Annotated in this window: 22 protein-coding genes; 9 read left to right on the forward strand and 13 right to left on the reverse strand. The window is 63.5% G+C overall.

The genetic code is table 11. The features are described from left to right. Window positions 1–75: 75 nt before the first annotated feature. The 7 genes from nirB to CAF70_RS18420 all read left to right on the forward strand — a co-directional run bounded on the left by nirB (window position 76) and on the right by CAF70_RS18420 (window position 6,737). A complete protein-coding gene (gene nirB / locus CAF70_RS18390) occupies window positions 76–2,628 on the forward strand; it encodes a nitrite reductase large subunit NirB (protein ID WP_085626293.1) in 2,553 nt (850 codons plus the stop codon). Next, on the forward strand, window positions 2,628–2,990 hold the full coding sequence (nirD, locus tag CAF70_RS18395) for a nitrite reductase small subunit NirD (RefSeq protein WP_085626294.1): 363 nt from the start codon (window positions 2,628–2,630) through the stop codon (window positions 2,988–2,990). The genes nirB and nirD overlap by 1 nt, the downstream gene beginning before the upstream one ends. Window positions 2,991–3,157: 167 nt before the next feature. Next, a complete protein-coding gene (gene pcaQ / locus CAF70_RS18400) occupies window positions 3,158–4,090 on the forward strand; it encodes a pca operon transcription factor PcaQ (protein ID WP_085626295.1) in 933 nt (310 codons plus the stop codon). 334 nt (window positions 4,091–4,424) lie between these two features. Then, window positions 4,425–5,189: an FKBP-type peptidyl-prolyl cis-trans isomerase gene (locus CAF70_RS18405; RefSeq protein WP_085626296.1), complete on the forward strand. Its 765-nt coding sequence runs from the start codon at window positions 4,425–4,427 to the stop codon at window positions 5,187–5,189. Between the two features lie 292 nt (window positions 5,190–5,481). Beyond that, entirely contained in the window at window positions 5,482–5,922 is a 441-nt protein-coding gene (locus tag CAF70_RS18410; RefSeq protein WP_085626297.1) for a YkvA family protein, read from the forward strand. A 111-nt stretch (window positions 5,923–6,033) separates the two neighbouring features. Continuing rightward, window positions 6,034–6,372: a helix-turn-helix transcriptional regulator gene (locus tag CAF70_RS18415; RefSeq protein WP_085626298.1), complete on the forward strand. Its 339-nt coding sequence runs from the start codon at window positions 6,034–6,036 to the stop codon at window positions 6,370–6,372. Then, window positions 6,369–6,737: a hypothetical protein gene (locus CAF70_RS18420; protein WP_013971408.1), complete on the forward strand. Its 369-nt coding sequence runs from the start codon at window positions 6,369–6,371 to the stop codon at window positions 6,735–6,737. The genes CAF70_RS18415 and CAF70_RS18420 overlap by 4 nt, the downstream gene beginning before the upstream one ends. Before the next feature lie 178 nt (window positions 6,738–6,915). Here the strand turns inward: CAF70_RS18420 and CAF70_RS18425 are convergent, their stop codons facing one another. Then, on the reverse strand, window positions 6,916–8,997 hold the full coding sequence (locus CAF70_RS18425; protein WP_178076399.1) for a carboxy terminal-processing peptidase: 2,082 nt from the start codon (window positions 8,995–8,997) through the stop codon (window positions 6,916–6,918). Window positions 8,998–9,141: 144 nt separating this feature from the next. On the opposite strand from CAF70_RS18425, the gene CAF70_RS18430 reads away from it, so the two are divergent. Next, window positions 9,142–10,104, forward strand: coding sequence for an NAD(P)H-quinone oxidoreductase (locus CAF70_RS18430; protein ID WP_085626300.1), 963 nt, complete (start codon window positions 9,142–9,144; stop codon window positions 10,102–10,104). A gap of 113 nt (window positions 10,105–10,217) precedes the next feature. Here the strand turns inward: CAF70_RS18430 and CAF70_RS18435 are convergent, their stop codons facing one another. The 6 genes from CAF70_RS18435 to CAF70_RS18460 all read right to left on the reverse strand — a co-directional run bounded on the left by CAF70_RS18435 (window position 10,218) and on the right by CAF70_RS18460 (window position 15,527). Next, window positions 10,218–10,871 (reverse strand): HAD family phosphatase, encoded by a 654-nt coding sequence (locus CAF70_RS18435; RefSeq protein ID WP_085626301.1) that lies wholly within the window; start codon window positions 10,869–10,871, stop codon window positions 10,218–10,220. A gap of 14 nt (window positions 10,872–10,885) precedes the next feature. After that, window positions 10,886–11,875 (reverse strand): ABC transporter ATP-binding protein, encoded by a 990-nt coding sequence (locus CAF70_RS18440; RefSeq protein ID WP_085626302.1) that lies wholly within the window; start codon window positions 11,873–11,875, stop codon window positions 10,886–10,888. A 1-nt stretch (window position 11,876) separates the two neighbouring features. Next, window positions 11,877–12,671, reverse strand: a complete 795-nt coding sequence (locus CAF70_RS18445; protein ID WP_085626303.1) for an ABC transporter permease — start codon at window positions 12,669–12,671, stop codon at window positions 11,877–11,879. Then, window positions 12,661–13,512: an ABC transporter permease subunit gene (locus tag CAF70_RS18450; protein WP_085626304.1), complete on the reverse strand. Its 852-nt coding sequence runs from the start codon at window positions 13,510–13,512 to the stop codon at window positions 12,661–12,663. The genes CAF70_RS18445 and CAF70_RS18450 overlap by 11 nt, the downstream gene beginning before the upstream one ends. Continuing rightward, on the reverse strand, window positions 13,509–14,315 hold the full coding sequence (locus tag CAF70_RS18455; RefSeq protein WP_025338062.1) for an alkaline phosphatase family protein: 807 nt from the start codon (window positions 14,313–14,315) through the stop codon (window positions 13,509–13,511). Before CAF70_RS18455 ends, CAF70_RS18450 begins: the two co-directional genes overlap by 4 nt. A 147-nt stretch (window positions 14,316–14,462) precedes the next feature. Then, window positions 14,463–15,527: an ABC transporter substrate-binding protein gene (locus CAF70_RS18460; protein WP_085626305.1), complete on the reverse strand. Its 1,065-nt coding sequence runs from the start codon at window positions 15,525–15,527 to the stop codon at window positions 14,463–14,465. A gap of 316 nt (window positions 15,528–15,843) precedes the next feature. On the opposite strand from CAF70_RS18460, the gene phnR reads away from it, so the two are divergent. Next, a complete protein-coding gene (gene phnR, locus CAF70_RS18465) occupies window positions 15,844–16,557 on the forward strand; it encodes a phosphonate utilization transcriptional regulator PhnR (RefSeq protein ID WP_085626306.1) in 714 nt (237 codons plus the stop codon). A gap of 100 nt (window positions 16,558–16,657) precedes the next feature. On the opposite strand, the gene CAF70_RS18470 is transcribed toward phnR, so the two are convergent. From CAF70_RS18470 to minD, 6 genes are all read right to left on the reverse strand, one after another. After that, complete coding sequence (locus CAF70_RS18470) at window positions 16,658–18,787, reverse strand: mechanosensitive ion channel family protein (RefSeq protein WP_085626380.1); 2,130 nt, start codon at window positions 18,785–18,787, stop codon at window positions 16,658–16,660. A gap of 44 nt (window positions 18,788–18,831) precedes the next feature. Next, entirely contained in the window at window positions 18,832–18,999 is a 168-nt protein-coding gene (locus CAF70_RS27735; RefSeq protein WP_178076400.1) for a hypothetical protein, read from the reverse strand. 194 nt (window positions 19,000–19,193) lie between these two features. Further along, complete coding sequence (locus CAF70_RS18475; RefSeq protein ID WP_085626307.1) at window positions 19,194–20,483, reverse strand: M18 family aminopeptidase; 1,290 nt, start codon at window positions 20,481–20,483, stop codon at window positions 19,194–19,196. A gap of 169 nt (window positions 20,484–20,652) precedes the next feature. Further along, on the reverse strand, window positions 20,653–21,288 hold the full coding sequence (locus CAF70_RS18480; RefSeq protein WP_085626308.1) for an RluA family pseudouridine synthase: 636 nt from the start codon (window positions 21,286–21,288) through the stop codon (window positions 20,653–20,655). Between the two features lie 156 nt (window positions 21,289–21,444). Next, on the reverse strand, window positions 21,445–21,699 hold the full coding sequence (gene minE, locus CAF70_RS18485; RefSeq protein ID WP_003252572.1) for a cell division topological specificity factor MinE: 255 nt from the start codon (window positions 21,697–21,699) through the stop codon (window positions 21,445–21,447). Window positions 21,700–21,702: 3 nt separating this feature from the next. Beyond that, on the reverse strand, window positions 21,703–22,515 hold the full coding sequence (gene minD / locus CAF70_RS18490) for a septum site-determining protein MinD (RefSeq protein WP_013971423.1): 813 nt from the start codon (window positions 22,513–22,515) through the stop codon (window positions 21,703–21,705). Window positions 22,516–22,537: the final 22 nt, after the last annotated feature.

The raw sequence follows: 22,537 nt of genomic DNA on the forward strand, positions 1-22,537 counted from the left end.
CTACCGTGATGAATACAGGCAAAGGCGCCTGGAGCTTCGGCTCCAGGCGCTTTTTTTTTGATCGAGGATCGGCTTATGAAGGCAACAGCGAGCAGCGGGCAACGAGAGCGACTGGTCATCGTCGGCAACGGCATGGTCGGCCACCATTGCGTCGAACAACTGGTCAGCCGTGGCGCCTTGCAGCGCTTCGAAGTGCATGTGTTCGGCGAAGAGCGCCAGCGTGCCTACGACCGCGTGCACCTGTCCGAGTACTTCGGCGGCAGCTGTGCCGAAACCCTGGCCCTGTGCGGGCAGGACTTCTACGGCGCCAGCGGTGTGCACCTGCACCTCGGCGAAGCGGTGCTGGAAATCGACCGTGAGCGCTTTGAAGTGGTCACTGCCCAGGGGCGCTACGGTTACGACCAACTGGTGCTGGCCACAGGTTCCTACCCCTTCGTGCCACCGATCGAAGGCTCCAGCGGCAATGCCCGCCTGGTCTACCGCACCCTCGACGACCTCGATGCCATCCGCGCTGCCGCAGCCAGTGCCCGCCGTGGTGTGGTCGTGGGCGGTGGCCTGCTCGGCCTGGAAGCGGCCAACGCGCTCAAGTCGCTGGGCCTGGAAGCCCACGTGGTGGAATTCGCCCCACGGCTGATGCCGGTGCAGCTGGACGGCGAGGGCGGTGCCGCGCTCAAGGCACAGATCGAAGCGCTGGGCGTTGGCGTGCATCTGTCGCGCGCCACCCAGTCGATCAGTGAGGGTGAAGACTACCGCTACCGCATGAACTTCGATGGCGGCGAGCACCTGGAAACCGACCTGATCGTGTTCTCTGCGGGTATTCGCCCGCAGGATGCCCTGGGCCGTGCCTGTGGCCTGGACATCGCCGCGCGTGGCGGCGTGGTGATCGACAACCACTGCCGCAGCAGCGACCCACGCATCTTCGCCATCGGCGAGTGTGCCTCGTGGAACGGCAGTGTGTTCGGCCTGGTCGCCCCAGGCTACAGCATGGCGCGCAACCTGGCAGCATTGCTGATGGGTGAAACCGCTGGCGAATTCACCGGTGCCGACATGTCGACCAAGCTCAAGTTGCTGGGCGTGGATGTCGGCTCCATCGGCGATGCCCATGGCGCCACCCCGGGCGCACGCAGCTACCGCTTCATCGACGAAGCCAACAGCGCCTACCGCCGGCTGGTGGTGGACGCCAGCGGCAAGCGCGTGCTCGGTGCGGTGCTGGTTGGCGACAACAGCTACTACGACACCCTGCTGCAATACGCCCAGAACGGCATTGCCCTGCCGGCCGACCCGGCGGCACTTATCCTGCCGCAAGGCGGCGGGGCTCCGGCCCTGGGTGCTGATGCACTGCCCGACAGCGCGACCATCTGCTCGTGCCACAACGTCAACAAGGGCGCGGTCTGCGCCGCCATCGACAGCGGCTGCGGCGACCTTGCCGCAGTCAAGGGCTGCACCAAGGCGGCCACCGGTTGTGGTGGCTGCGCGGCCCTGCTCAAGCAGGTGTTCGAGCACGAACTGACCGCCCGTGGCGTGGCGGTGGACAAGCGCCTGTGCGAGCACTTCGCCTACACCCGCCAGGAGCTGTACGGGCTGGTGCGGGTGGAGGGTATCCGCACCTTCAATGAACTGCTCGAACGCCACGGCAAGGGCCACGTTGGCTGCGACATCTGCAAGCCGGCGGTGGGCAGTATCCTCGCCTCGTGCTGGAACCAGCCGATCATGGACCCGGCGCTGGTGCCGCTGCAGGACACCAACGACACCTTCATGGCCAACATGCAGAAGAACGGCACCTACTCGGTGGTGCCGCGCATCCCCGGTGGTGAAATCACCCCCGACAAGCTCATCGTGATAGGCCAGGTAGCGAAAAAGTACGACCTGTACACCAAGATCACCGGGGGCCAGCGCATCGACCTGTTCGGCGCCCAGTTGCACGAGCTGCCGCTGATCTGGGGCGAACTGATCGAGGCCGGCTTCGAAACCGGCCATGCCTACGGCAAGTCGACCCGCACGGTCAAATCATGCGTCGGCAGTACCTGGTGCCGATACGGTGTGCAGGACAGCGTCGGCATGGCCCTGCGCCTGGAAGACCGCTACAAAGGCCTGCGCAGCCCGCACAAGCTCAAGTTCGCCGTGTCTGGCTGCACCCGCGAATGTGCCGAGGCACAGAGCAAGGACATCGGCGTGATCGCTACCGACAAGGGCTGGAACCTGTACGTGTGTGGCAACGGCGGTATGCGCCCGCGGCACGCCGAACTGTTTGCCACCGACCTGGACGACGAAACCCTGGTGCGCCTGATCGACCGCGTGCTGATGTTCTACATCCGCACCGCCGACAAGCTGCAGCGCACCTCGGTGTGGCGCGAGAACCTGGAAGGCGGGCTGGACTACCTGAAGCAGGTGGTCATCGATGACAGCCTGGGCCTGGCCAGCGAGCTGGAAGCGCAGATGCAGCATGTGGTCGACCAGTATGAATGCGAATGGGCCAACGCCCTCGGCGACCCCGAGAAGCTCAAGCGCTTCCGTACTTTCGTCAACGACCGCCGCGCCGACCCGGACGTGCACTTCGTGCGCGAACGCGAACAGCGCCGGCCTGCTGCGCCGCTGCACCTGATCCCAACCGTCGAGGAGGCTGTCTGATGAACCTGTCCAATGCTGCTGTGAAAACCCACGAGAACTGGCAGGCCGTGTGCCAGGCGGATGACCTGGTGGCGGATTCAGGGGTGGTGGTGTGGTTCGACGGTGCCCAGGTGGCGCTGTTCTACCTGCCGGGGCAGGCGCAACCGCTATACGCGGTGGACAACCGCGACCCGCGCTCCGGCGCCAACATAATCGGCCGCGGGCTGGTGGGCAGTGTACAGGGCGAACTGGTGGTGGCGGCGCCGTTGTACAAGCAGCACTTCAGCCTGCAGAGTGGGGAATGCCTGGAGGATAGCGGGCAGCGACTGCGGGTGTGGCCGGTACGCTTGAACGGGGAGGCGGTGGAGCTGGCTGTGGCCTGATATCCATCTGCCGCTTGTACCGGCCTCTTCGCGGGCACGCCCGCTCCCACAGGTACTGCACATGTCTTGAGAACCGTGCAGATCCCTGTGGGAGCGGGCGTGCCCGCGAAAGGGCCGGTGCAGGCCACCTGCATAATCAGCCCCGACAATGCGGTAAGCTTGAGCCCATGAACCTCGACACCCGCATCAAGTACCGCCATCTGCTGTGCTTCCTGGAGATTGCCCGGCAGGGCAGCCTGGCCAGGGCTGCCGACATCCTGGCAATCAGCCAGCCGGCCATCTCCAAGACCCTCAAGGAACTCGAAGACCTGCTGCAAACGCGGCTGTTCGCGCGCAGCCGCCAGGGCGTCGAGCTGACCCCGGCCGGGGCGCGTTTCATGCGTTATGCCGGGCCCAGCGTGCAGGCCCTGCGCGATGGCGTCAGCAGCCTGCGTGGCGAGGCGAAGGCGCCGTCGCAAGTGCGCATCGGCGTGCTGTCCACGGTCGAGGGCCTGCTCATGCCCGAGGTGCTGTGCCGCCTGCACCAGCGGCATGACGCGCTGGTAGTCAGTGTGGTCACCGGGGTCAGCGCGCAGCTGCTCGGCCAGTTGCGCCTGGGCGAACTGGAACTGGTGGTCGGTCGCATGACTGACAGCCCGCAGATCCAGGGCTTGTCGTTCGAGCATCTTTACAGCGAGTCGATGAGCCTGGTGGTGCGGCCCGGCCACCCGTTGCTGGCCGGCACGCCGGTGGAGCGATTGCAGGTGGGGCGTTACCCGTTGGTATTGCCGCCTGCAGGCACCACCATCCGCCAGCATGCCGACAGCCTGTTCGTACAATGTGGCATCCAGATGCCGGCCCAGCGCCTGGAAACCCTGTCGCTGGCGCTAAGCCGGCGCTACTTGCTGGGCAGCGATGCAGTGTGGGTGGCGCCGCGCGATGCGGTGCTGCTCGATTTGCGCCGTGGCGAATTGGTCGAACTCGACCTGGGCTTGCGCGAACCCGGCGGTTCGGTCGGCATCTGTCGCAATGCCGCCTTGCCGCAGAGCCTGGCGGGGCAGTGGGTGTGCGAAGTGCTGCGCGAGGTGGCAGGGCAGTACCGTGAGGGCAATTACCCCTGAGCGCAGGTTCGGCCCTATCGCCGGCAAGCCAGCTTCCACAGGATTAGCACCTGCTTCGGGCCTGTGGCCAACCTGTGGGAGCTGGCTTGCCGGCGATAGGGCCAGTGCATGCTTCTCAGCATTCAGCAAAAATAAATATCCCGCAAAACTGCGCGAAAGCGGCACAACCGGTCAATACTGGCCAATGGCTGCACATCCTTTGATGAATAACCTTTTAACTACTGAACTTCCTTACCAAAACCCGCTCCTATGCCGGTAGCCATTGGTCATGGCCGCCTGCTAAGCTCGCGGCTTTACCCTGATTGCCCTTTTGGCGCATGAACAAGGAAATAGCATGAAACAGCATCGTTTGGCGGCTGCGGTTGCCCTGGTAGGCCTGGTACTGGCTGGCTGTGATCAACAGACCAGCAGCCCCGAGCTGAAGACTCCGGCACAGAAAGCCTCCTACGGTATCGGCCTGAACATGGGCAAGAGCCTGGCTCAGGAAGGCATGGAAGACCTTGATTCGAAAGCAGTAGCCCTCGGCATCGAAGACGCCGTTGGCAAGAAGGAACAGCGCATCAAGGACGAAGAGCTGGTAGAGGCCTTCACTGCGCTGCAGAAACGTGCCGAAGAGCGCCTGGCCAAGGCCAGCGAAGAAGCCGCCTCGGCCGGCAAGAAATTCCTCGAGGAAAACGCCAAGAAGCCAGGCGTGGTCACCACTGCCTCGGGCCTGCAGTACGAAGTGGTCAAGAAGGCCGACGGCCCGCAGCCCAAGCCGACCGACGTGGTCACCGTCCACTACGAAGGCAAGCTGATCGATGGCAAGGTGTTCGACAGCTCCGTCGAGCGCGGCAGCCCGATCGACCTGCCGGTCAGTGGCGTGATCCCGGGTTGGGTCGAAGGCCTGCAGCTGATGCACGTCGGCGAGAAATACAAGCTGTTCATCCCGGCTGAACTGGCCTACGGTGCACAAAGCCCAAGCCCGCTGATCCCGGCCAACTCGGTACTGGTATTCGACCTGGAACTGATCGCCATCAAGGATCCTGCCCAGCTGCAAGGCGCCGAGCCAGAAGCGGAAGCACCTGCTGAGGCCCCGGCCGAAGCGCCTGCCAAGTAACACTGGCTGGCCCACGCAAAACGCCCCGTCCTGACGGGGCGTTTTCGTTTGTGCCGGATAGTTGGACGAACCTGCAACTACTGATACTGTCCGAGGAAATGCAGCGTAAAGAAGCAAGATGCTTCTGATGCAATTCGTTTGCGGCGGACGCAGCCATGGTGTGAAACGACTGTGTAAAAAACGCCCGATCTGACCGGGGCCCTTGCCTGGCAGGCACCCGGGGTCACAAACGTCGCCCTGTTCACAAGGTTATCCACAATAAATGTGGATAACCTTTCCACTTGGAGGCTCCATGAGCGCACCTTGGAATTTCGCCCGTTTCCTGCCCTTGGCCGAGCGCCTGCTCAGCCGTGGCCGGTTGCCCGCCTTGCTGTTTGCGGTAGCTCGCAAAGGCCCGCGGATTGGCCAGCTGCGTGAAGACGTGAAAGTACTGCAGTCGCTGTGCCTGGCCTGGTGGCGTGGCGAGTACCGCGCCATCAGCCCCAAGGCTCTGGTCACCATCGTCGCCGGGCTGCTGTATTTCGTCAGCCCCATCGACGCCATCCCCGACTGGTTGCTGGGTGTGGGTTTCCTCGACGACATCGCGGTGCTGGGGTGGGTGCTGAAGACTGTGGCTGATGAACTGGCGCGCTTCAAGGCCTGGCGCGACAGCCAGGCCCCCGAGCGGCTGCGGGTGGTCGAGCGCCTGCCAGCCACCCCCGAAGCGCTGCGTCTGGAGCGCAACACGCAGTGAAACCCGCCTGAGCGACACCTCAACTGCACAGACCCCGGAGTTGGTAATATAATTGGCATAAGGGTTATGCCTACGGATTACATGCTGTAATCCTTTCTAAAGGGGTTTGTAATGGGTATTCAGGTAATCAGCCGGGACGGTCAGCCCGAGTACGCCGTCGTTCCCTGGGAGCAGTACCAGGCACTGCTCAAGGCTGCCGGGCAGGCGCCTGTCGAGGTGGTTGCCAGTGAGGCGAGTAGCGCCGCTGCCAGTGCGCCATTGCCAGCATTCAGCGAAGTTGCGCAAATTCGCCAGGCCAAGGGCATTGCCCCTGAGCAACTGGCGCGCAATGTCGGGGTAAGCCCGGCTTATCTGGCCATGATCGAATCGGGCGAGCGCCAGCCGGATGCTGCCATCCGCCGAGCCCTGGCCTGGCATCTGGGGGTGGCTGGCTGGAGCGAGCCATCATGAGCCAGGTCAGGATCAGCCGTCAGCACTGGGATAACCTGCTGGGCGAGCTTGACCTGGCCCGTCGTCAACGTCACTTGCTGACGTACCGAGCGCTGATCGAGCGCTTGCAGTTGCCCAGCCCGGCCATGCAGACACTCACTGCCGCGCTGGAATACCTGGCAGTGCTGGATGCCCGCGCCGAGCAGCCCTTGCGCAGCTCACTGGTGATCAGTCAGGGCGCCAGCCGTTTGCCGCGTACCGGCTTTTTCGAGTGCGTAGAGCGGCTGGGGCGCTTCTCCGGGCCGGTAGACGGCATGGAGGCGGCATCGTGGCATGCCTCCGAAGTCGTCCGGGTGTTCGAATACAGCTACCCCGAAACAGCCTGATTCGCGTCCACAGGTACAACACAAGGCTCAAGAGCTGTGTGAACCTGTGGGAGCGGGCGCGCCGTATTCCTGAAAATGAAAGGGCCGAGCGTTTCCACGCCCGGCCCCTCTGTTTCACGACAGTGCAAAGACTGTTTGATGACAAGTCACATTAACTTGCCATCATTGGCGCAGCGCCTTACTTCTTGGCCACCTTGGTGCTCGCACTCAGGTAGTCGATCAGGATGCGCCCGGTTTCAGACAGGTAGGCATCGTCTTCCGGCTTGGTGTTTTCATCCTCGGTCGGCAGCGCGTCCTCGTCCTCTTTTTTCAGCTCTTTCAGCGGTTCTTCACCCTTGGCCTTGCGGCGGATGTTCTCCAGCGCCAATTGCTTGGCCTCGATCTCATCGTGGCGTGCACGGCGGTCCTGCTCGTTGAGGCTGACGGTCTTCTCGTTCATCAGCTTCTGGGTCAGGGCCAGGCGGTCGCGGATGTAGGTGAACTCCGCGTCCTTGTCGCTGCGGGCTTCATGCTGGGCTTTCAGCTGGGCCAGGAACGGTTTGAACGGGTCGGCCGCCGGTTTGACCACCGGGCGGATGGTGTCCCACGGCATGGCCTCGGGCAGGGCGCTCTCGCCAATTTCCTTGGTGTCGATGATCGACGGGTAATCGATGTCCGGCAGCACGCCCTGGTGCTGGGTGCTCTGCCCGGATACCCGGTAGAACTTGGCCAGGGTCAGCTTCAGCTCGCCATGGTTGAGTGGCTGGATGGTCTGTACGGTGCCTTTGCCGAAGGTCTGGCCACCGATGATCAGCGCCCGGTGGTAGTCCTGCATGGCACCGGCGAAGATCTCCGAAGCCGAGGCCGACAGGCGGTTGACCAGCAACGCCAGCGGGCCCTTGTAGAAGGCACCAGGGTTTTCGTCTTCCAGCACGTCGACGCGGCCGTCGCTGTTGCGTACCAGCACGGTCGGGCCTTTTTCGATGAACAGGCTGGTCAGTTCGGTGGCTTCCTGCAGCGAGCCGCCGCCGTTGTTGCGCAGGTCGATGACCACGCCGTCGACTTTTTCCTTTTGCAGCTCGGTGAGCAGTTTCTTAACGTCACGCGTCGTGCTCTTGTACTCCGGATCACCGGCGCGGTAGGCCTTGAAGTCCAGGTAGAAGGCCGGGATCTCGATGATACCCAGCTTGTAGTCGCGCCCGTCCTGCTTGAGCTTGAGCACCGACTTTTTCGCCGCCTGCTCTTCGAGTTTCACCGCTTCACGGGTTATGGACACGATCTTGCTGGTCTGGTCGCTAGGCGCGTTGCTGGCCGGGATGATCTCCAGGCGCACCACCGAGCCTTTCGGGCCGCGGATCAGCTTGACCACTTCGTCCAGGCGCCAGCCGACCACGTCGACCATTTCCTTGTTGCCCTGGGCCACACCAATGATCTTGTCCGCCGGCGCCACCTGCTTGGTCTTGGCCGCCGGGCCTGCCGGCACCAGACGCACGATCTTGACCTGGTCGTTGTCGCTTTGCAGCACCGCACCAATGCCTTCGAGCGAAAGGCTCATGTTGATGTCGAAGTTCTCGGCGTTGTCCGGCGACAGGTAGTTGGTGTGCGGGTCGTAGGACTGGGCGAAGGTGTTGATGTAGGCCTGGAAGATGTCCTCGGCACGGGTCTGGTCCAGGCGCGCCAGCTGGTTCTTGTAACGCTTGGTCAGGGTTTCCTGGATCTGCTTGGGTTCCTTGCCGGCGATCTTCTGGCGCAGCACTTCGTCTTTGACGCGTTTGCGCCACAAATCGTCGAGCTCGGCCTGGTCCTTCATCCACGGGGCATCCTTGCGGTCGATCAGCAAGGTTTCCTTGGCGTTGAAGTCGATCTTGTCCACGCCTTTGTTCAGCTCGGCCAGGGCGAAGTCCAGGCGTTGCTTGACGCGGTCCAGGTAGCGCTTGTAGATGGTGAAGCCCGGGTCGAGGTTACCGCTCTTGAGGAAATCGTCGAATTGCGTTTTCCATTTGTCGAATTCGGCAATGTCGGCAGCGGTGAAGTAGCTGCGTGCCGGGTCCAGCAGCTTGATGTAGCTGTCATAGATGATGACCGAACGGGCGTCATCCAGCGGCGGCTTGCTGTAGTGGTGGCGCTTGAGCAATTCCACCACGTTGAGGCTGGCGACGATCTCGTCGCGGTCCGGCTGCAGGCTGTCCCACTTGTTGGCGGCCGCCGCATTGCCGCCGAGCGTGAGGCTGCCCAGGCCGATCATCAGGGCCAGGGCGGTGCTTGGGAGGAAATGCTTCATGCTGATTCGACGTGGAGGCAATTGATCACGCATAGTAGGCCGTCTTTTCCGTTCGCCGGTTCCATGGGAGCCGGGCGCATACTGCAAAAAGCCTGGGACATAGCGATCCCAGGCTCGGTCATATGATTCAACTATGGAGGCACTGTGAAGGCATTGCAAGGCGTTGACGGACATGTGGCCTGGGTCGAGGCCGAACGCCCGGCCTGCGACGCTGGCCAGGTACGTATCCGCGTGGCCGCAGCGGGGTTGAACCGCGCCGATCTGCTGCAGATGAAAGGTTTGTACCCGCCACCACCCGGTGCCAGCCCGTACATGGGCCTGGAGTGCGCCGGAGTGATCGAGGAAGTGGGTGCCGGTGCCGACTGGCGGGTGGGGGACAGGGTGTGCGCACTGCTGGCCAGCGGTGCCATGGCCGAGGAAGTGGTGGTCGATGCCCGCCACGTGCTGCCCGTGCCTGAAGGGCTGAGCCTGCACGAAGCGGCGGCGTTGCCGGAGGTGTATGCCACTGCCTGGCTGAACATCTTCCAGCTGGGTGGCGTGAAAGCTGGCGAGAAGGTGCTGGTGCACGCTGGCGCCAGCGGCGTTGGCTCGGCCGCCATCCAGCTGTGCAAGGCGTTCGGCAGCCCGGTGTGGGTCAGTGTCGGTTCGCAGGACCGCCTGGCCTACTGCGAGGCGCTGGGTGCCGCCGGTGGCGTGGTACGTAACGAGAACCTCGAGGCGCTGGAGGGTGTCGGCCCGTTCGACGTGATTCTCGACCCGGTGGGCGCCAGCTACGGCGAGCTCAACCTCAAGCTGCTGGCCCGTGACGGGCGCTGGGTGATCATCGGCCTGATGGGCGGGCGCAAGTTCGAGCTGGACCTGGCACAGGTACTGGGCAAGCGCCTGGAGATTACCGGTTCCACGCTGCGCAACCGCGATGACGGTTTCAAGGCCGAGTTGCTGAGCGAGTTGCAGCAACAGGTGTGGCCGCTGTTTGCCGAAGGGCGCCTGTCGCCGCAGCTGGTGGATACCTACCCGGTGGAGTTTGCCCAGGCGGCGTATGCCGAGCTTGAGACCAACCAGGTGTCGGGCAAGCTGGTGATGGTGATCGACCCGAGCCTGGTGTAAGCAGGCCTGGCCCTTTCGCGGGCACGCCCGCTCCCACAGGGACCGCACAACACTCAAGTTTGTGGTAATTCCTGTGGGAGCGGGCGTGCCCGCGAAGAGGCCCACACAAATCTTCAGCTCCAGCTCAGAATCGGCCAGCCATTGGTCTCGGCATGCTCGCGCAACACCGCATCCGGGTTCACCACATGCGGATGATCCACCTTCAGCAACAACGGCAGGTCATTGCGCGAGTCGGAATAGAAACTAGCCCCCTCCAGATTCTCCTGCTCCTGGTCCAGCCATTCCAGCAACCGCGTGATCTTGCCTTCGCGATACGTCAGCACCCCATGGGTCTTGCCGGTATACACCCCGTTCACCGCCTCCAGTTCGATCGCCAGGTACTCGTCCACTCCCAGCCGCGCCGCTATCGGCCCGACCAGGTGCGTACCCGACGCCGAAATGATCAGGATGCGATCGCCACGCTTGCGGTGCTCGGCAATGCAGCGGCACGCGTCGCCGTAGATGATCGGCTCGATCACATCTTCGACCCACGGCTGCACCAGGTGCTCGACCTCTTCCAGGGTACGCCCGGCAATCGGCTCCAGGCTGAAGGCCATGTAGTCCTCCATCTGCAGGTGGCCTCTGCCGTAGGCTTCCATCAATTCATGGTCGCGGCGCAGGAATTCCTTGCCGTCGACCCAGCCCAGGCGGGCCATCTGCTCGCTCCACAGCGACGCGCAGTCGCCGTGGATCAGGGTTTCGTCCAGATCGAAAATTGCCAGTGCCATGCTGTTGATTCTCCTTAGGCCACTTCCCGTAGCGCCGTGGGGTCGATCGACACGCTTACCCGTTGCCCGTCCGCATGCAGGTCGGCCGGTGAGCGGTTGAGCACGTCGACCACCAGTTCCACGTCGCGCACCTGCACCCGGTAGCGGATCACGTTGCCCAGCAGGCTGTGGCTGCGCACCTCGGCGTCCAGTTCGCCGTTGATACCCAGGGTGATCGACTCGGGGCGGATCGCCAGGCGGCTGGTGACCGGGCGCTGCAGCAGGCGGCTGGCGCTGTCGGCGTCGAGCAGGTTGTAGTTGCCGATGAAGCCGGCGGCAAACAGGTCCACCGGCGCGGTGTAGAGGGTTTCGGCATCGCCGCTCTGGACAATGCGCCCCTGGTTCATCAGGAAGATGCGGTCGGACAGGGTCAGCGCCTCTTCCTGGTCGTGGGTGACGAAGATGGTGGTCAGCCCCAGCTCGCGCTGGATGGCGCGGATCTGCTCGCGCAGGTGCTTGCGGATACGTGCATCCAGCGCCGATAGCGGCTCGTCGAGCAGCAGCAGGCGCGGGCGGGTAACCAGCGAGCGGGCCAGGGCCACGCGCTGGCACTGGCCGCCAGACAACTGGTGCGGGTAGCGCCCGGCGAAGTTGCCCAGCTCCACCAGCTCCAGCGCTTCGCGCACCCGGGCCTGGCTTTCGTCGGTCTTGACCTTCTGCATGCGCAGGCCGAAGGCGACGTTCTGCTGCACGGTCATGTTGGGGAACAGGGCGTAGCTCTGGAACACCATGCCGATGCCACGCTTTTGCGGGCTCAGCGGCACGATGTCATGGCCATCGAGCAGGATCTGCCCGCTGTCCACCGGGGTCAGCCCGGCGATGCAGCGCAGCAGCGTGGACTTGCCGCAACCGGACGGGCCAAGCAGGGTAACGAACTCGCCACGCTCGATACGGCAGTCGATGTTCTCGAACACCGGGCTGCCGGCGTAGCTTTTGTGCAGTTTCTGTACGCTGACGAAGCTCATGTCAGGTCTTGTCCTTGTTCAGGCGGTTGGCGACCCAGGTCAGTACCAGCACGAAGGCGAAGTACGAGATTACCAGTGCGCTGTTGAAGTGGCCGCTGCTGTTGCGCATGTTGTTCAGGTACACCTGCAGGGTCTCGTAGCGGGTGCCGACCAGCAGGTTGGCGAACACGAACTCGCCGAACAGGAACGAGAACGACAGCAGCAGTGCAACCATCAGGCCCTTGCGCAGGTTCGGCAGCACCACCAGCAGCGCCGCCTGCCAGGTGTTGGCGCCGAGCAGCTGGGCGGCGTCCATCAGGTCGCGCAGGTTGATCGCCTGCAGGTTGTTGGTGATGGCCCGGTACATGAACGGCAGGGCGATGGTGAAGTAGCAGCCGATCAGGATCCATGGTGTGCCGACCATGGCCATGGGCCCGCTGCCGTACAGCTGCAGCAGCCCCACCGACGACACCACCGGCGGCACCGCGAACGGCAGCAGTATGAGAATGTTCATCAGTGCATCGAGCCTGGGGAAGTGGTAGTGCACCACGAACAGCAGCGGCAGGATCAGCACCACCGACAGGATCAGGGAGCCCACGCACACCAGCAGCGACTGGCCGAAGGCCGCCAGGAACCGCGGCTCGCTCCACAGTGCGATGTACCATTTGAAGGTCAGGCCGCTGGGTAGCAGGCTGGCCGACCAGCTGGTGGCCAGCGAGTAGAGCAGGGTGCCGGCCAGCGGCAGCAGCAGTATGAGGAACAGCAGGTAGACCACGGCGCGGTGGTACCAGCCTCCGGAACGGGCGTCAGCGTGCATGGTAGCTCCGTTTCAGCAGCCATTGATGCACCACCGTGACCAGCGTCATCAGCCCCACCAGGACCATTGCCAGGGCGCTGGCCAGGTTGGGGTCGAGGCTGATGTCGCCGGCCACCAGGCCGGCGATGCGGATCGGCAGTACGTTGAAGTTGCCGGTGGTCAGCGCGTAGACAGTGGCATAGGCACCGAGGGCGTTGGCCAGCAGGATGACGAAGGTGCCCAGCAGTGCCGGGGCCAGCACCGGCAAGCCGATGTGCCGCCAGAATTGCCAGTGGCTGGCGCCCAGCAGCGCGGCCGACTCGCGCCAGTCTTCGCGCAGGGCGTCGAATGCGGGGTACAGCAGCAACACGCCAAGCGGGATCTGGAAGTAGGTGTACACCAGGATCAGCCCGCTCTTGGAATAGATGCTGAAGTCTTCCAGCAGGCCGACCTGCTTCAGCAACAGGGTCAGCGCGCCGTTGAAGCCGAGCAGGATAATGAAGGCGAAGGCCAGCGGCACCCCGGCGAAGTTGCTGGTCATGTTGGCGAAGGCGCTGACGAAGTCGCGCAGCTTCGAGTCCACCTGGCGCAGCGAGTAGGCGCCGAGGGTGGCGATGACGATGCCGAACAGGCTCGACCAGAAGCTGATCTCCAGGCTGCGTTGCAGGGCCTGCAGGTAGAACTTCGAGGCGAATACCTTGCTGAAGTTGTCCACGCCCCAGCCCGCTTCCGATTGCAGGCTGTTGATCGCCACCCAAGCCAGCGGGGCGATCTGGAAGATGACGAAGCACACGGCGAACGGTAACAGGCAGAGCAGGGCCAGGTAGCGGCCACGGGCGCTGCTGCTCTTGGGGGCGGTCACTTCAGCAGCTCCCGGCAGACGCTCTTGTCATGCGGCGCGCCGAGCAGCTCGCAGATAGTCCCGCACAGCTCGGTCTGCAGCGGTTTGGCCGCAGGGTCGAGGCTGAACGCATCACCGAAGACGAACAGCGGCACTTCGCGCTCCTCGGTCAGCAGGCCATTGTGCGAGCGGTCGTTGTTCATGCCGTGGTCGGCGGTGACCAGTACCTGGTAACCCTCTTCGAGCCAGCCCGGCAGGTAGTCGGCCAGCAGGATGTCGGCGCTGCGCGCGGCGTTGCGGTACTGGCTGCTGTCCAGGCCGTGGTGGTGGCCGACATCGTCGATACTCATCGGGTGCACCAGCAGGAAGTTGGGGGCGTGGCGGCGGCGCAGGTATTCGCCGTCGGCCAGCAGGTGCGAATCGGGGTAGCGGTCGTCCCAGTAGAACAGCCCATGCTGGATCGGCAGTTTCGGTGCGTGGGTATGGCGGTCGCGCTGCGGGTCGAAGGGCGAGCGGTTGTACAGCTCGCTCATCCAGTGATAGGCCGCCGCGGCAGTGCCAAGGTTGGCCTCGCGGGCGTAGTGGAACACGCTGCGCTGGTTGGACAGGCGGTTGACGTTGTTGTGCACGATACCGCTGTCGATCGGCGGTACACCGGTGAGGATGCACTCGTACAGCGGCCGCGACAGCGACGGCAGTTCGCATTCCACGCGGTACAGCGCGGCGCGGTCGGCTTCGACGTAGGCGTGCAGGTGGCCCATGGCGTGGTGGGCGACCTGGTAGTTGAGGCCGTCGAGCAGGACCAGGATGACGTTGTGTTGCATGGTGGCTCCAGTCATGAACTGCGTTGGCTTCTTCGCGGGCTCGCCCGCTCCCACAGGGTCGTGCGCCAGCCTCGAGGTGCGCGCGGTACCTGTGGGAGCGGGCGAGCCTGCGAAGAGGCCCGTCCAGGCGCTAGCTAAGCTAGCCCCTTACTCCATCTCGATGATCACCTGCTCCTGCCACATCTGCGGCAGCTTCTTCGAAGTCATTTCCCAGGCTTCGGCATTCTTGATCGGCTGCGCAGCCTTGTACTGTTCGTTGGGCAGCAGCTTGGCCTGCACGTCGTCCGGCAGCTTCAGGTGCTCGGCACGGATCGGCCGCGCATGCCCCTTGGCCAGGTTGATCTGCCCGGCATCGCTGAAGATGTACTCACGCGTCAGCTTGGCCGCGTTCGGGTGCTTGGCGTACTTGTTGATGACGGTGGTATAGCCGGAGATCACCGACCCGTCCGACGGGATCAGCACTTCGAAACGCTTGGGGTCGATCTGCTCACGGTAGCTCAGGCCGTTGAAGTCCCATACCACGCCGACTTCCACCTCACCCTTCTCCAGGGTCTGGATGGTCGGGTTGGCCAGCGACAGGCGCTTCTGCTGGGCCAGCTTGGTGAACAGTTGCAGGCCCGGTGCCAGGTTGGTCTCGTCGCCCTTGTAGGCGATCGCTGCAGCCAGCACGCCGTTGGCGGCCTGGGCAGCGGTGCCGACGTCACCGATGGCGACCTTGTACTTGCCTTTCTCCAGGTCGTGCCAGGTTGTTGGCCGCTCGTCTTTCTTGACCAGGTCCTTGTTGATGATGAAGGCGATGGTGCCGGTATAGGCCAGCGCCCAGTGGCCGTCCTTGTCCTTGGCCCACTCCGGTACCTGGTCCCAGGTGCTCGGCTTGTAAGGCTGGCTCACACCCTTGCTCACGGCGATCGGGCCAAAGGCAGCGCCCACGTCGCCGATGTCGGCACTGGCGTTGTCCTTCTCGGCTTCGAACTTGGCGATTTCCTGGGCCGAACTCATGTCGGTGTCGCTGTGCTTGAGGCCGTACTTGCTGGCCAGGTCTTCCCAGGTGCCTTTCCAGTTGGCCCAGGCATCAGGCATGCCGACGCTGTTGATGTTACCTTCCTTGCGGGCGGCGTCTTCCAGGGCCTTGAGGTCGGGGCCGGCGGCCATGGCCGAGGTGCACAGGGCAATAGCCGAGCCGAGCAGTGACGCCATGAACAACTTTTTCATCCGAAGCTCCTTGGGTGGGTGCCTTTAGTGATGTTGTTATGAGTGAAGCCGTTGTCTGGTGACCGTTGGTCTAGGTCAGCAAACCTCGAGCCAAGGTAGGCTGCTTGCGTGACAGTTTGATGTAGGCAAGGGCCGGCGAAGGCCCTGAAGCTACAGCGTAGACCACGGAACCGCCCCGGTTCTGCTGGCTTGGCGCGTTTCTGGCAGTATCTGGCCAAAGCCTGTGTCACAGGATGTTCATCAGCCCTGCCTAGGCTTGCTCTATTCTCCAAGTGCCCTGTCATGGGGCTGGACTATTCCAGATAGGTAACATTTGATGCAGTCGATGCCACCGCGTGCGGTAACAGCCATTTGCCATGCCCTGCAGGAGCAGATCGAGCACGGCCTGCTGGCGCCGGGCGGCAAGCTGCCAGCCGAGCGCAGGCTCAGTGAAGTGTTCGACACCACGCGCATTACCCTGCGCGAGGCGCTGGTGCAACTGGAGGCCCAGGGGCTGATCTACCGCGAAGAGCGTCGCGGCTGGTTCGTCGCACCCGAACGGCTGACCTACGACCTGATCGAACGCAGCCACTTCCATGCCATGGTCCGCGAGCAGGGGCGGGAGCCCGCTACCGAATTGTTGTCGGCGCGGCTGCAGCCGGCCTCGGCGGCTATCTGTGCGCGCTTGCAGCTGCCGGCGTTGTCCAGCGTGGTACGCATCTGCCGGTTGCGGCGGATCGACGGGCGCGCAGTGCTTTATGCCGAGCACTACCTCAACCCCCGGTACTTCCCGGAGATTCTCGAACAGGACCTGGCCCAGTCGCTGACCGAGATTTATGGGCGGGTGTATGGCATCCAGTACGGGCAGGTGTGCTTCGAGATCTTGCCGACGGCGTTGCCGGTGGAGGCGGCCAGTGCCCTGAAGGTGTCGGCGGGAAGCCCTGGGTTGCATATCACCCGGGTCAACAGTGACCAGCATGGGCACCTGATCGACTGTGACCTTGAGTACTGGCGGCATGATGCCATCCGCATCCGCGCCCAGGCTGGATGAAGTGTTGGCTTCTTCGCGGGTAAACCCGCTCCCACAGGGGCCGCACAGGTTTCAGCCTTTGCACAGTACTTGTGGGAGCGGGTTCACCCGCGAAGAGGCACTAACTGGCGGAACCGGCAGTCACTACCTGCACTGACAACCTTGGCGTTGCCAAATCCAGCCCGGCCTCGTCCAGCTGCCGTTTCAACGCCAGATTGAACGCCCGCGAAACCTCCCACTGCTTGATCGGCGCGGTCTTGAACCGCGCCCGCAAGATTGCCGACCCCGACTCGAAGCTTTCCACCCCCTGCAGCTCCAGCGGCGACCAGATGTTGCGGCGCATCAGCGGGTCGTTGCGCAGCTTCTGCCCCACTTCGCGAATCAGCGTGATTGCCTGGTCGATGTTCATGCTGTGCGGGATCGCCACGCGGAAAATCGCGTAGCCGAACTCGCGGGAGTAGTTCTTGATGCTCTTGATTTCGCTGAACGGGATGGTATGCACGATGCCGTCGATATCACGCAGGCGCACGGTACGGATGGTAAGCCCCTCCACCGTGCCCAGGTGCCCGCCCACGTCCACGTAGTCGTCAATGGCCAGCGAGTCCTCGATGATGATGAACAACCCGGTTATCAGGTCGGCCACCAGCGACTGCGCACCAAAGCCGATGGCCAGGCCGATCACACCGGCACCGGCCAGCAACGGGGTGACGTTCATGCCCATGTTGGCCAGGGCAACGATCACTGCGATGATGAAGATGACCACGAACATCACGTTGCGGATCAACGGCATCATGGTTTGCGCGCGGGCGTTGGCCAGGCCCCGGCGCGAACGCACCAGGGCGTGGTGCACGGCGGTGTCGGCCAGGATCCACACCAGCCAGGCGACGATCAGCGTGCCGGCCAGGCCCAGCAGGCGCACGCTTATGTCGTGGCCGTCGCCCTCGGCGAAGCTGATCATCGACAGGCCCCACACGCGCAGCCCCAGTTCGATGAACACCAGCCAGATGAACAGGTGCACCAGCAGGTAGCCGAAGTTGCGCAAGCGCTCCGCGTACACCGCCTGGCGCTTGTTGGCGCGCTTGGGGTTGGCGGCGTGGCGGCGCACCAGGCCGTTGAGCACCATGCACACCACCACCAGCACCGTGCACATCAGTGACTGGCGCAGAGCAGTGCTGGTGTCACCGGCCGAGATGAAGGTAGCGAACAGCGAAATCGCCACCAGGATCAATGCCGGCACGAACCAGAAGCTGCCGAGGATTTCGATGGTGTCGCTGAGGGTGCGCCGGGTCAGGCGCCGTGACAGGGGCTGGTTGCGGATCAGGTGGGCGATCGGGCGGCGGAAGCGCAGGATGAACAACCCGGTGCACAGCGCCGCAATTACATTGGCGAGGGTAGCCAGAGCATGGGCCAGGTGGGTGCCCAGGGCGACTGTCAGGCGGGGGTCGCTCATCGCCTCGCCAAACGCGGCGAAGCTGCCGATCAGCCACAGCGGGCGGAACGCCTGGTGGCGCAGAATGTGCAGGGCGCGGTGGCGGTGGGGGCCGTCGAGCAGCGAGAAGGCGATCACGCAGATGGCCGAGAAGCAGGTGCCGACCACCAGCGCGTAGGCCAGCACCATGGCCAGCGACTTGCCCAGTGACGGCGGCAGCACGACGCTCAGGTACACGGTGAATACCAGCGCCACCAGCCACGGGCCCAGCTTGCGCAGGGCAAAGCGCACCAGGTCCCAGGTACGCGGGTGCTGCGGCAGCTCTTCGCTCAGGCCAAAACGCAGGCGCACCCGGTGCCCGACCCAGTTGAAGGCATAGGCCAGCACGCTCCAGACGGCGATGACGGCGGCAAAGCCGAACAGGATGGCCGGCCACTGGTGCACCGGTACTATCAATTCGCTCAGTTCGACCTGGGCCTGTTCGATCTCGGCAGCCCAGCGATGGAACGGGCTGGCCTCGCCGCTGAACTGTTTCTCGAAGTCATGCAGGGCACCGCCGATCAGGCCTAGCACGCCCTGTTCGACGGTGGGTTGCGACTGCCTGGTGGCGTCGCGCAGCTTTTTCAGGTCGGCCAGCAGCTTGGCTCGCTGCTGGTCGTTTTCCAGGTTCTTGATCACCTCGTCCAGCGACTTGCCCAGCGGTTCGGTCGCTTCCGGCTGTGCGGGCGCACTGCCACCAAGCAGGCCGGGCAGGCCCGCCGCCTGTACCGGGGTGACAAACAGGAATAGCAGCAGGAACAGGCAACGCAGAAGGGCAGGCACTGGCAAAACTACCTCAGGTCAAACGATTGACCGAGTGTAGAGGTTCACGACGGCAGTTGCTCCAGGATTTTCCAGCAGGTGAGGCCGAAGATACCCAGCGTGCCGACCCACATCATGACCACGCCAATGTTGCGCTCGCGCAGGCTGAAGCCGACGGTCAGCAACAACAGGAACAGAAACACAGGCACGAACAGGGAGAGGAACGGGGACATGAACAGCAATCCTTTTGCAGTGGGGCGGTGTAACAAGCATAGCGGGTAGCGAGCGAAGCGGGATTGACCTTGGGCAGGTCTGGCCTCTTCGCGGGCATGCCCGCTCCCACAGGTCCCTACAATGCCCGGGCCTGTGGAGATCCTGTGGGAGCGGGCAAGCCCGCGAAGAGGCCAGGCCTGCCTGCATCAAAGCATCAAGGCAGCTCGCGGCAACGGTAGAAGGCGCTCAGCACCTTCACCAGGTGCGCCAGGTCATGGCTGCCGCACAGCTCGCGAATGGAATGCATGGCAAAGGTCGGCAAGCCGATGTCCACCGTACGCACACCCAGGTGGCTGGCCGCAATCGGCCCGATAGTCGAACCACAGCCCATGTCGCTGCGCACCACGAAGCTCTGCACTGGCACTTCCTCGGCCATGCACAGGTGGCGGAAGAACCCGGCGGTTTCGCTGTTGGTGGCGTAACGCTGGTTGTTGTTCACCTTGATGACCGGCCCGGCGTTAAGCTTGGGCCCGTGGTTGCCGTCGTGCTTGTCGGCGTAGTTGGGGTGCACGCCGTGGGCGTTGTCGGCCGACACCATCAGCGAACGCTGAATGGTGCGCACATAGGCATCGCCATCCGGCAGCAGGCGCTGCAGGGTCTGCTCCAGCATCGGGCCGTCGGCGCCACAGGCCGAGCAGCTGCCGACTTCTTCGTGGTCGTTGCACACCAACACACAGGTTTCATCGCTGTCGGCGGCCAGCAGGGCCTGCAGGCCGGCATAGCACGACAGCAGGTTGTCCAGGCGGGCACCGGCGATGAAGTCGCCGTTCAGGCCGACCAGCGCGGCGTCCTGGGTGTCGTAGAAGCTCAGCTCGTAATCCAGCACCACATCGGCGATCAGCTCGTGCTCGCGGGCCAGTTGCTCGGTGAGCAGGGCGCGGAAGTCGATGCGCTCATCACCCGCCACCTGGGCCAGGATTGGCGGCAGCTCGTGCTGCGGGTTGATCGCCCAGCCTTCGTTGGCGGTGCGGTTGAGATGGATGGCCAGGTTGGGGATGACCGCGATTGGCAGCTTGAAGTCGATCAGCTGGCTTTCGACCTTGCCGTCACGGCGGTAGGTTACCCGGCCGGCCAGCGACAGGTCGCGGTCGAACCAGGGCGCCAGCAGGGCGCCGCCATACACTTCGACGCCCAGTTGCAGGAAGCCTTGGCGCTGCAGTTCTGGCTGCGGCTTGACCCGCAGGCACGGGCTGTCGGTATGGGCGCCGACCATGCGGATACCGTTTAGCAGCGGGGCTTGCTTGCCCAGCTTGATGGCGATGATCGACGAGTCGTTACGGGTGACGTAATAGCGGCCGCCAGGCACCGTGGCCCAGCTGTCGCGCTCGTCCAGGCGCTGGTAGCCGGCAGCTTCCAGGCGCTGGGCCAGGCTGGCGGTGGCGTGGAAGGGCGTTGGGGAGGCCTTGAGAAAGTCGATAAGGCCAGAATTCAGTGCGTCGCGCATAGCTCACTCCAGACAGCAGTGGCGCGAGTTTAGCGTATTGGGTCGACAAATTGTGTCTGCCTCTTCGCGGGCTCGCCCGCTCCCACAGGTACTGCACAGATTTCGAATGCAGTGTTATTCCTGTGGGAGCGGGCAAGCCCGCGAAGAGGCCAGTACAGGCAATACAAATTCAGAAAGGAGCAGGGCACTCGAACTTCAATCGCTCCCCGGTCATCGGGTGGGTAAAGCTCAGCATCGACGCATGCAGGCACAGCCGCTCATGGGCCGCCAGTGCTTCGGGGTTGGCATACAGCCGGTCGCCCAGCAGCGGGTGGCCGATCGACAGCATGTGCACGCGCAACTGGTGCGAACGCCCGGTAATCGGTGTCAGCTCTACCCGGCAGTAGTCACCGCAGCGCTCGACGATACGCCAGAAGGTCAACGCATGCTTGCCCTGCTCGTGGTCCACCACATGCCGTGGCTTGGTTGGCGGGTCGTAGCGCAGCGGCAGGTCGATGCTGCCGCTGTCCAGTGTCGGCTGGCCCCAGCACAGCGCGGTGTAGGCCTTTTCGGTTTCGCGGTCATGGAACTGGCGTGACAGCTCGCGGTGGCTGTCGGCATCCCGGGCCAGCAGGATGATGCCGGAAGTTTCCCAGTCCAGGCGGTGCACGATCAACGCGTCGGGGTAGCCGTTTTCCTGCAGGCGGGTGATCAGGCAGTCCTTGTTGTCCTCGGCGCGGCCGGGTACCGACAGCAACAGGGTCGGTTTGTTGATCACCAGGATGGCGGCGTCTTCGTGCAGGATCTGGATATTGGACAGCGGCATTGCTTGGTCTCGGTTATATCGGGGAAAACACTGGGGCCGCTTTGCGGCCCATCGCCGGCAAGCCAGCTCCCACAGGTATAGCGCGGACCCTGTGGGAGCTGGCTTGCCGGCGATGGGCTGCAAAGCAGCCCCAATGATTCAGGCCTGGTCGCGAAATCAGCGATCCGGCAAGGTGATGTTCAGCTCCAGAATCGAGCAGCTACCCTGGTTTTCCAGCTCGATATGCACGTCATCGTTGCCGATGTTCACATACTTGCGGATCACTTCAAGCAGTTCTTTCTGCAGTGCGGGCAGGTAGTCCGGTTCGCTGCGTTGGCCGCGCTCGTGCGCCACGATGATCTGTAGACGCTCTTTCGCTACCGACGCGCTGGTCTGTTTCTGTCTGCCACGAAAGAAGTCAAAAAGGTTCATGGTTTACTTGCCTCCAAACAGGCGCGCGAAGAATCCTTGCTTCGGCACTTCGATGAACCGCAGGGGCTTTTCTTTGCCCAGCAGACGGTCGACGGTATCGCTATAGGCCTGGCCGGCGTCGCTCTGGTCGTCGAGGATGACCGGGATACCCTGGTTGGAAGCCTTGAGCACTGCCTGGCTTTCGGGGATCACACCCTTGAGCTTGATCGCCAGGATCTCTTCGACGTCGGCGATGCTCAGCATTTCGCCCTTTTCCACGCGCTCCGGGTGGTAGCGGGTGATCAGCAGGTGTTCCTTGATCGGCTCTTCGCCGTTCTCGGAGCGGCGCGACTTGCTCGACAGGATGCCCAGCATGCGGTCGGAGTCACGTACCGAGGACACCTCGGGGTTGGTCACCACGACGGCTTCGTCGGCGAAGTACATGGCCAGGTGTGCGCCTTTCTCGATACCGGCCGGCGAGTCGCAGATGACGAAGTCGAAGTCTTTCTTCAGCTCCATCAGCACTTTTTCCACGCCTTCCTGGGTCAGCGCGTCCTTGTCACGGGTCTGGCTGGCGGCCAGCACGTACAGGTTCTCGAGGCGCTTGTCCTTGATCAGGGCCTGTTGCAGGTTGGCTTCGCCGTTGACCACGTTGACGAAGTCGTACACCACGCGGCGTTCGCAGCCCATGATCAGGTCGAGGTTACGCAGGCCCACGTCGAAGTCGACGATGACGGTCTTGTGGCCACGCAGTGCGAGGCCGGTACCAATGGCGGCGCTGGTGGTGGTCTTGCCCACACCCCCCTTGCCGGAAGTAACCACGATAATCTTGGCCAAGGTGTTTCACCCCTAAAATAAT

Origin of the sequence: Pseudomonas sp. B19(2017), from assembly GCF_002113165.1 — a bacterium.
Lineage (GTDB): Bacteria > Pseudomonadota > Gammaproteobacteria > Pseudomonadales > Pseudomonadaceae > Aquipseudomonas.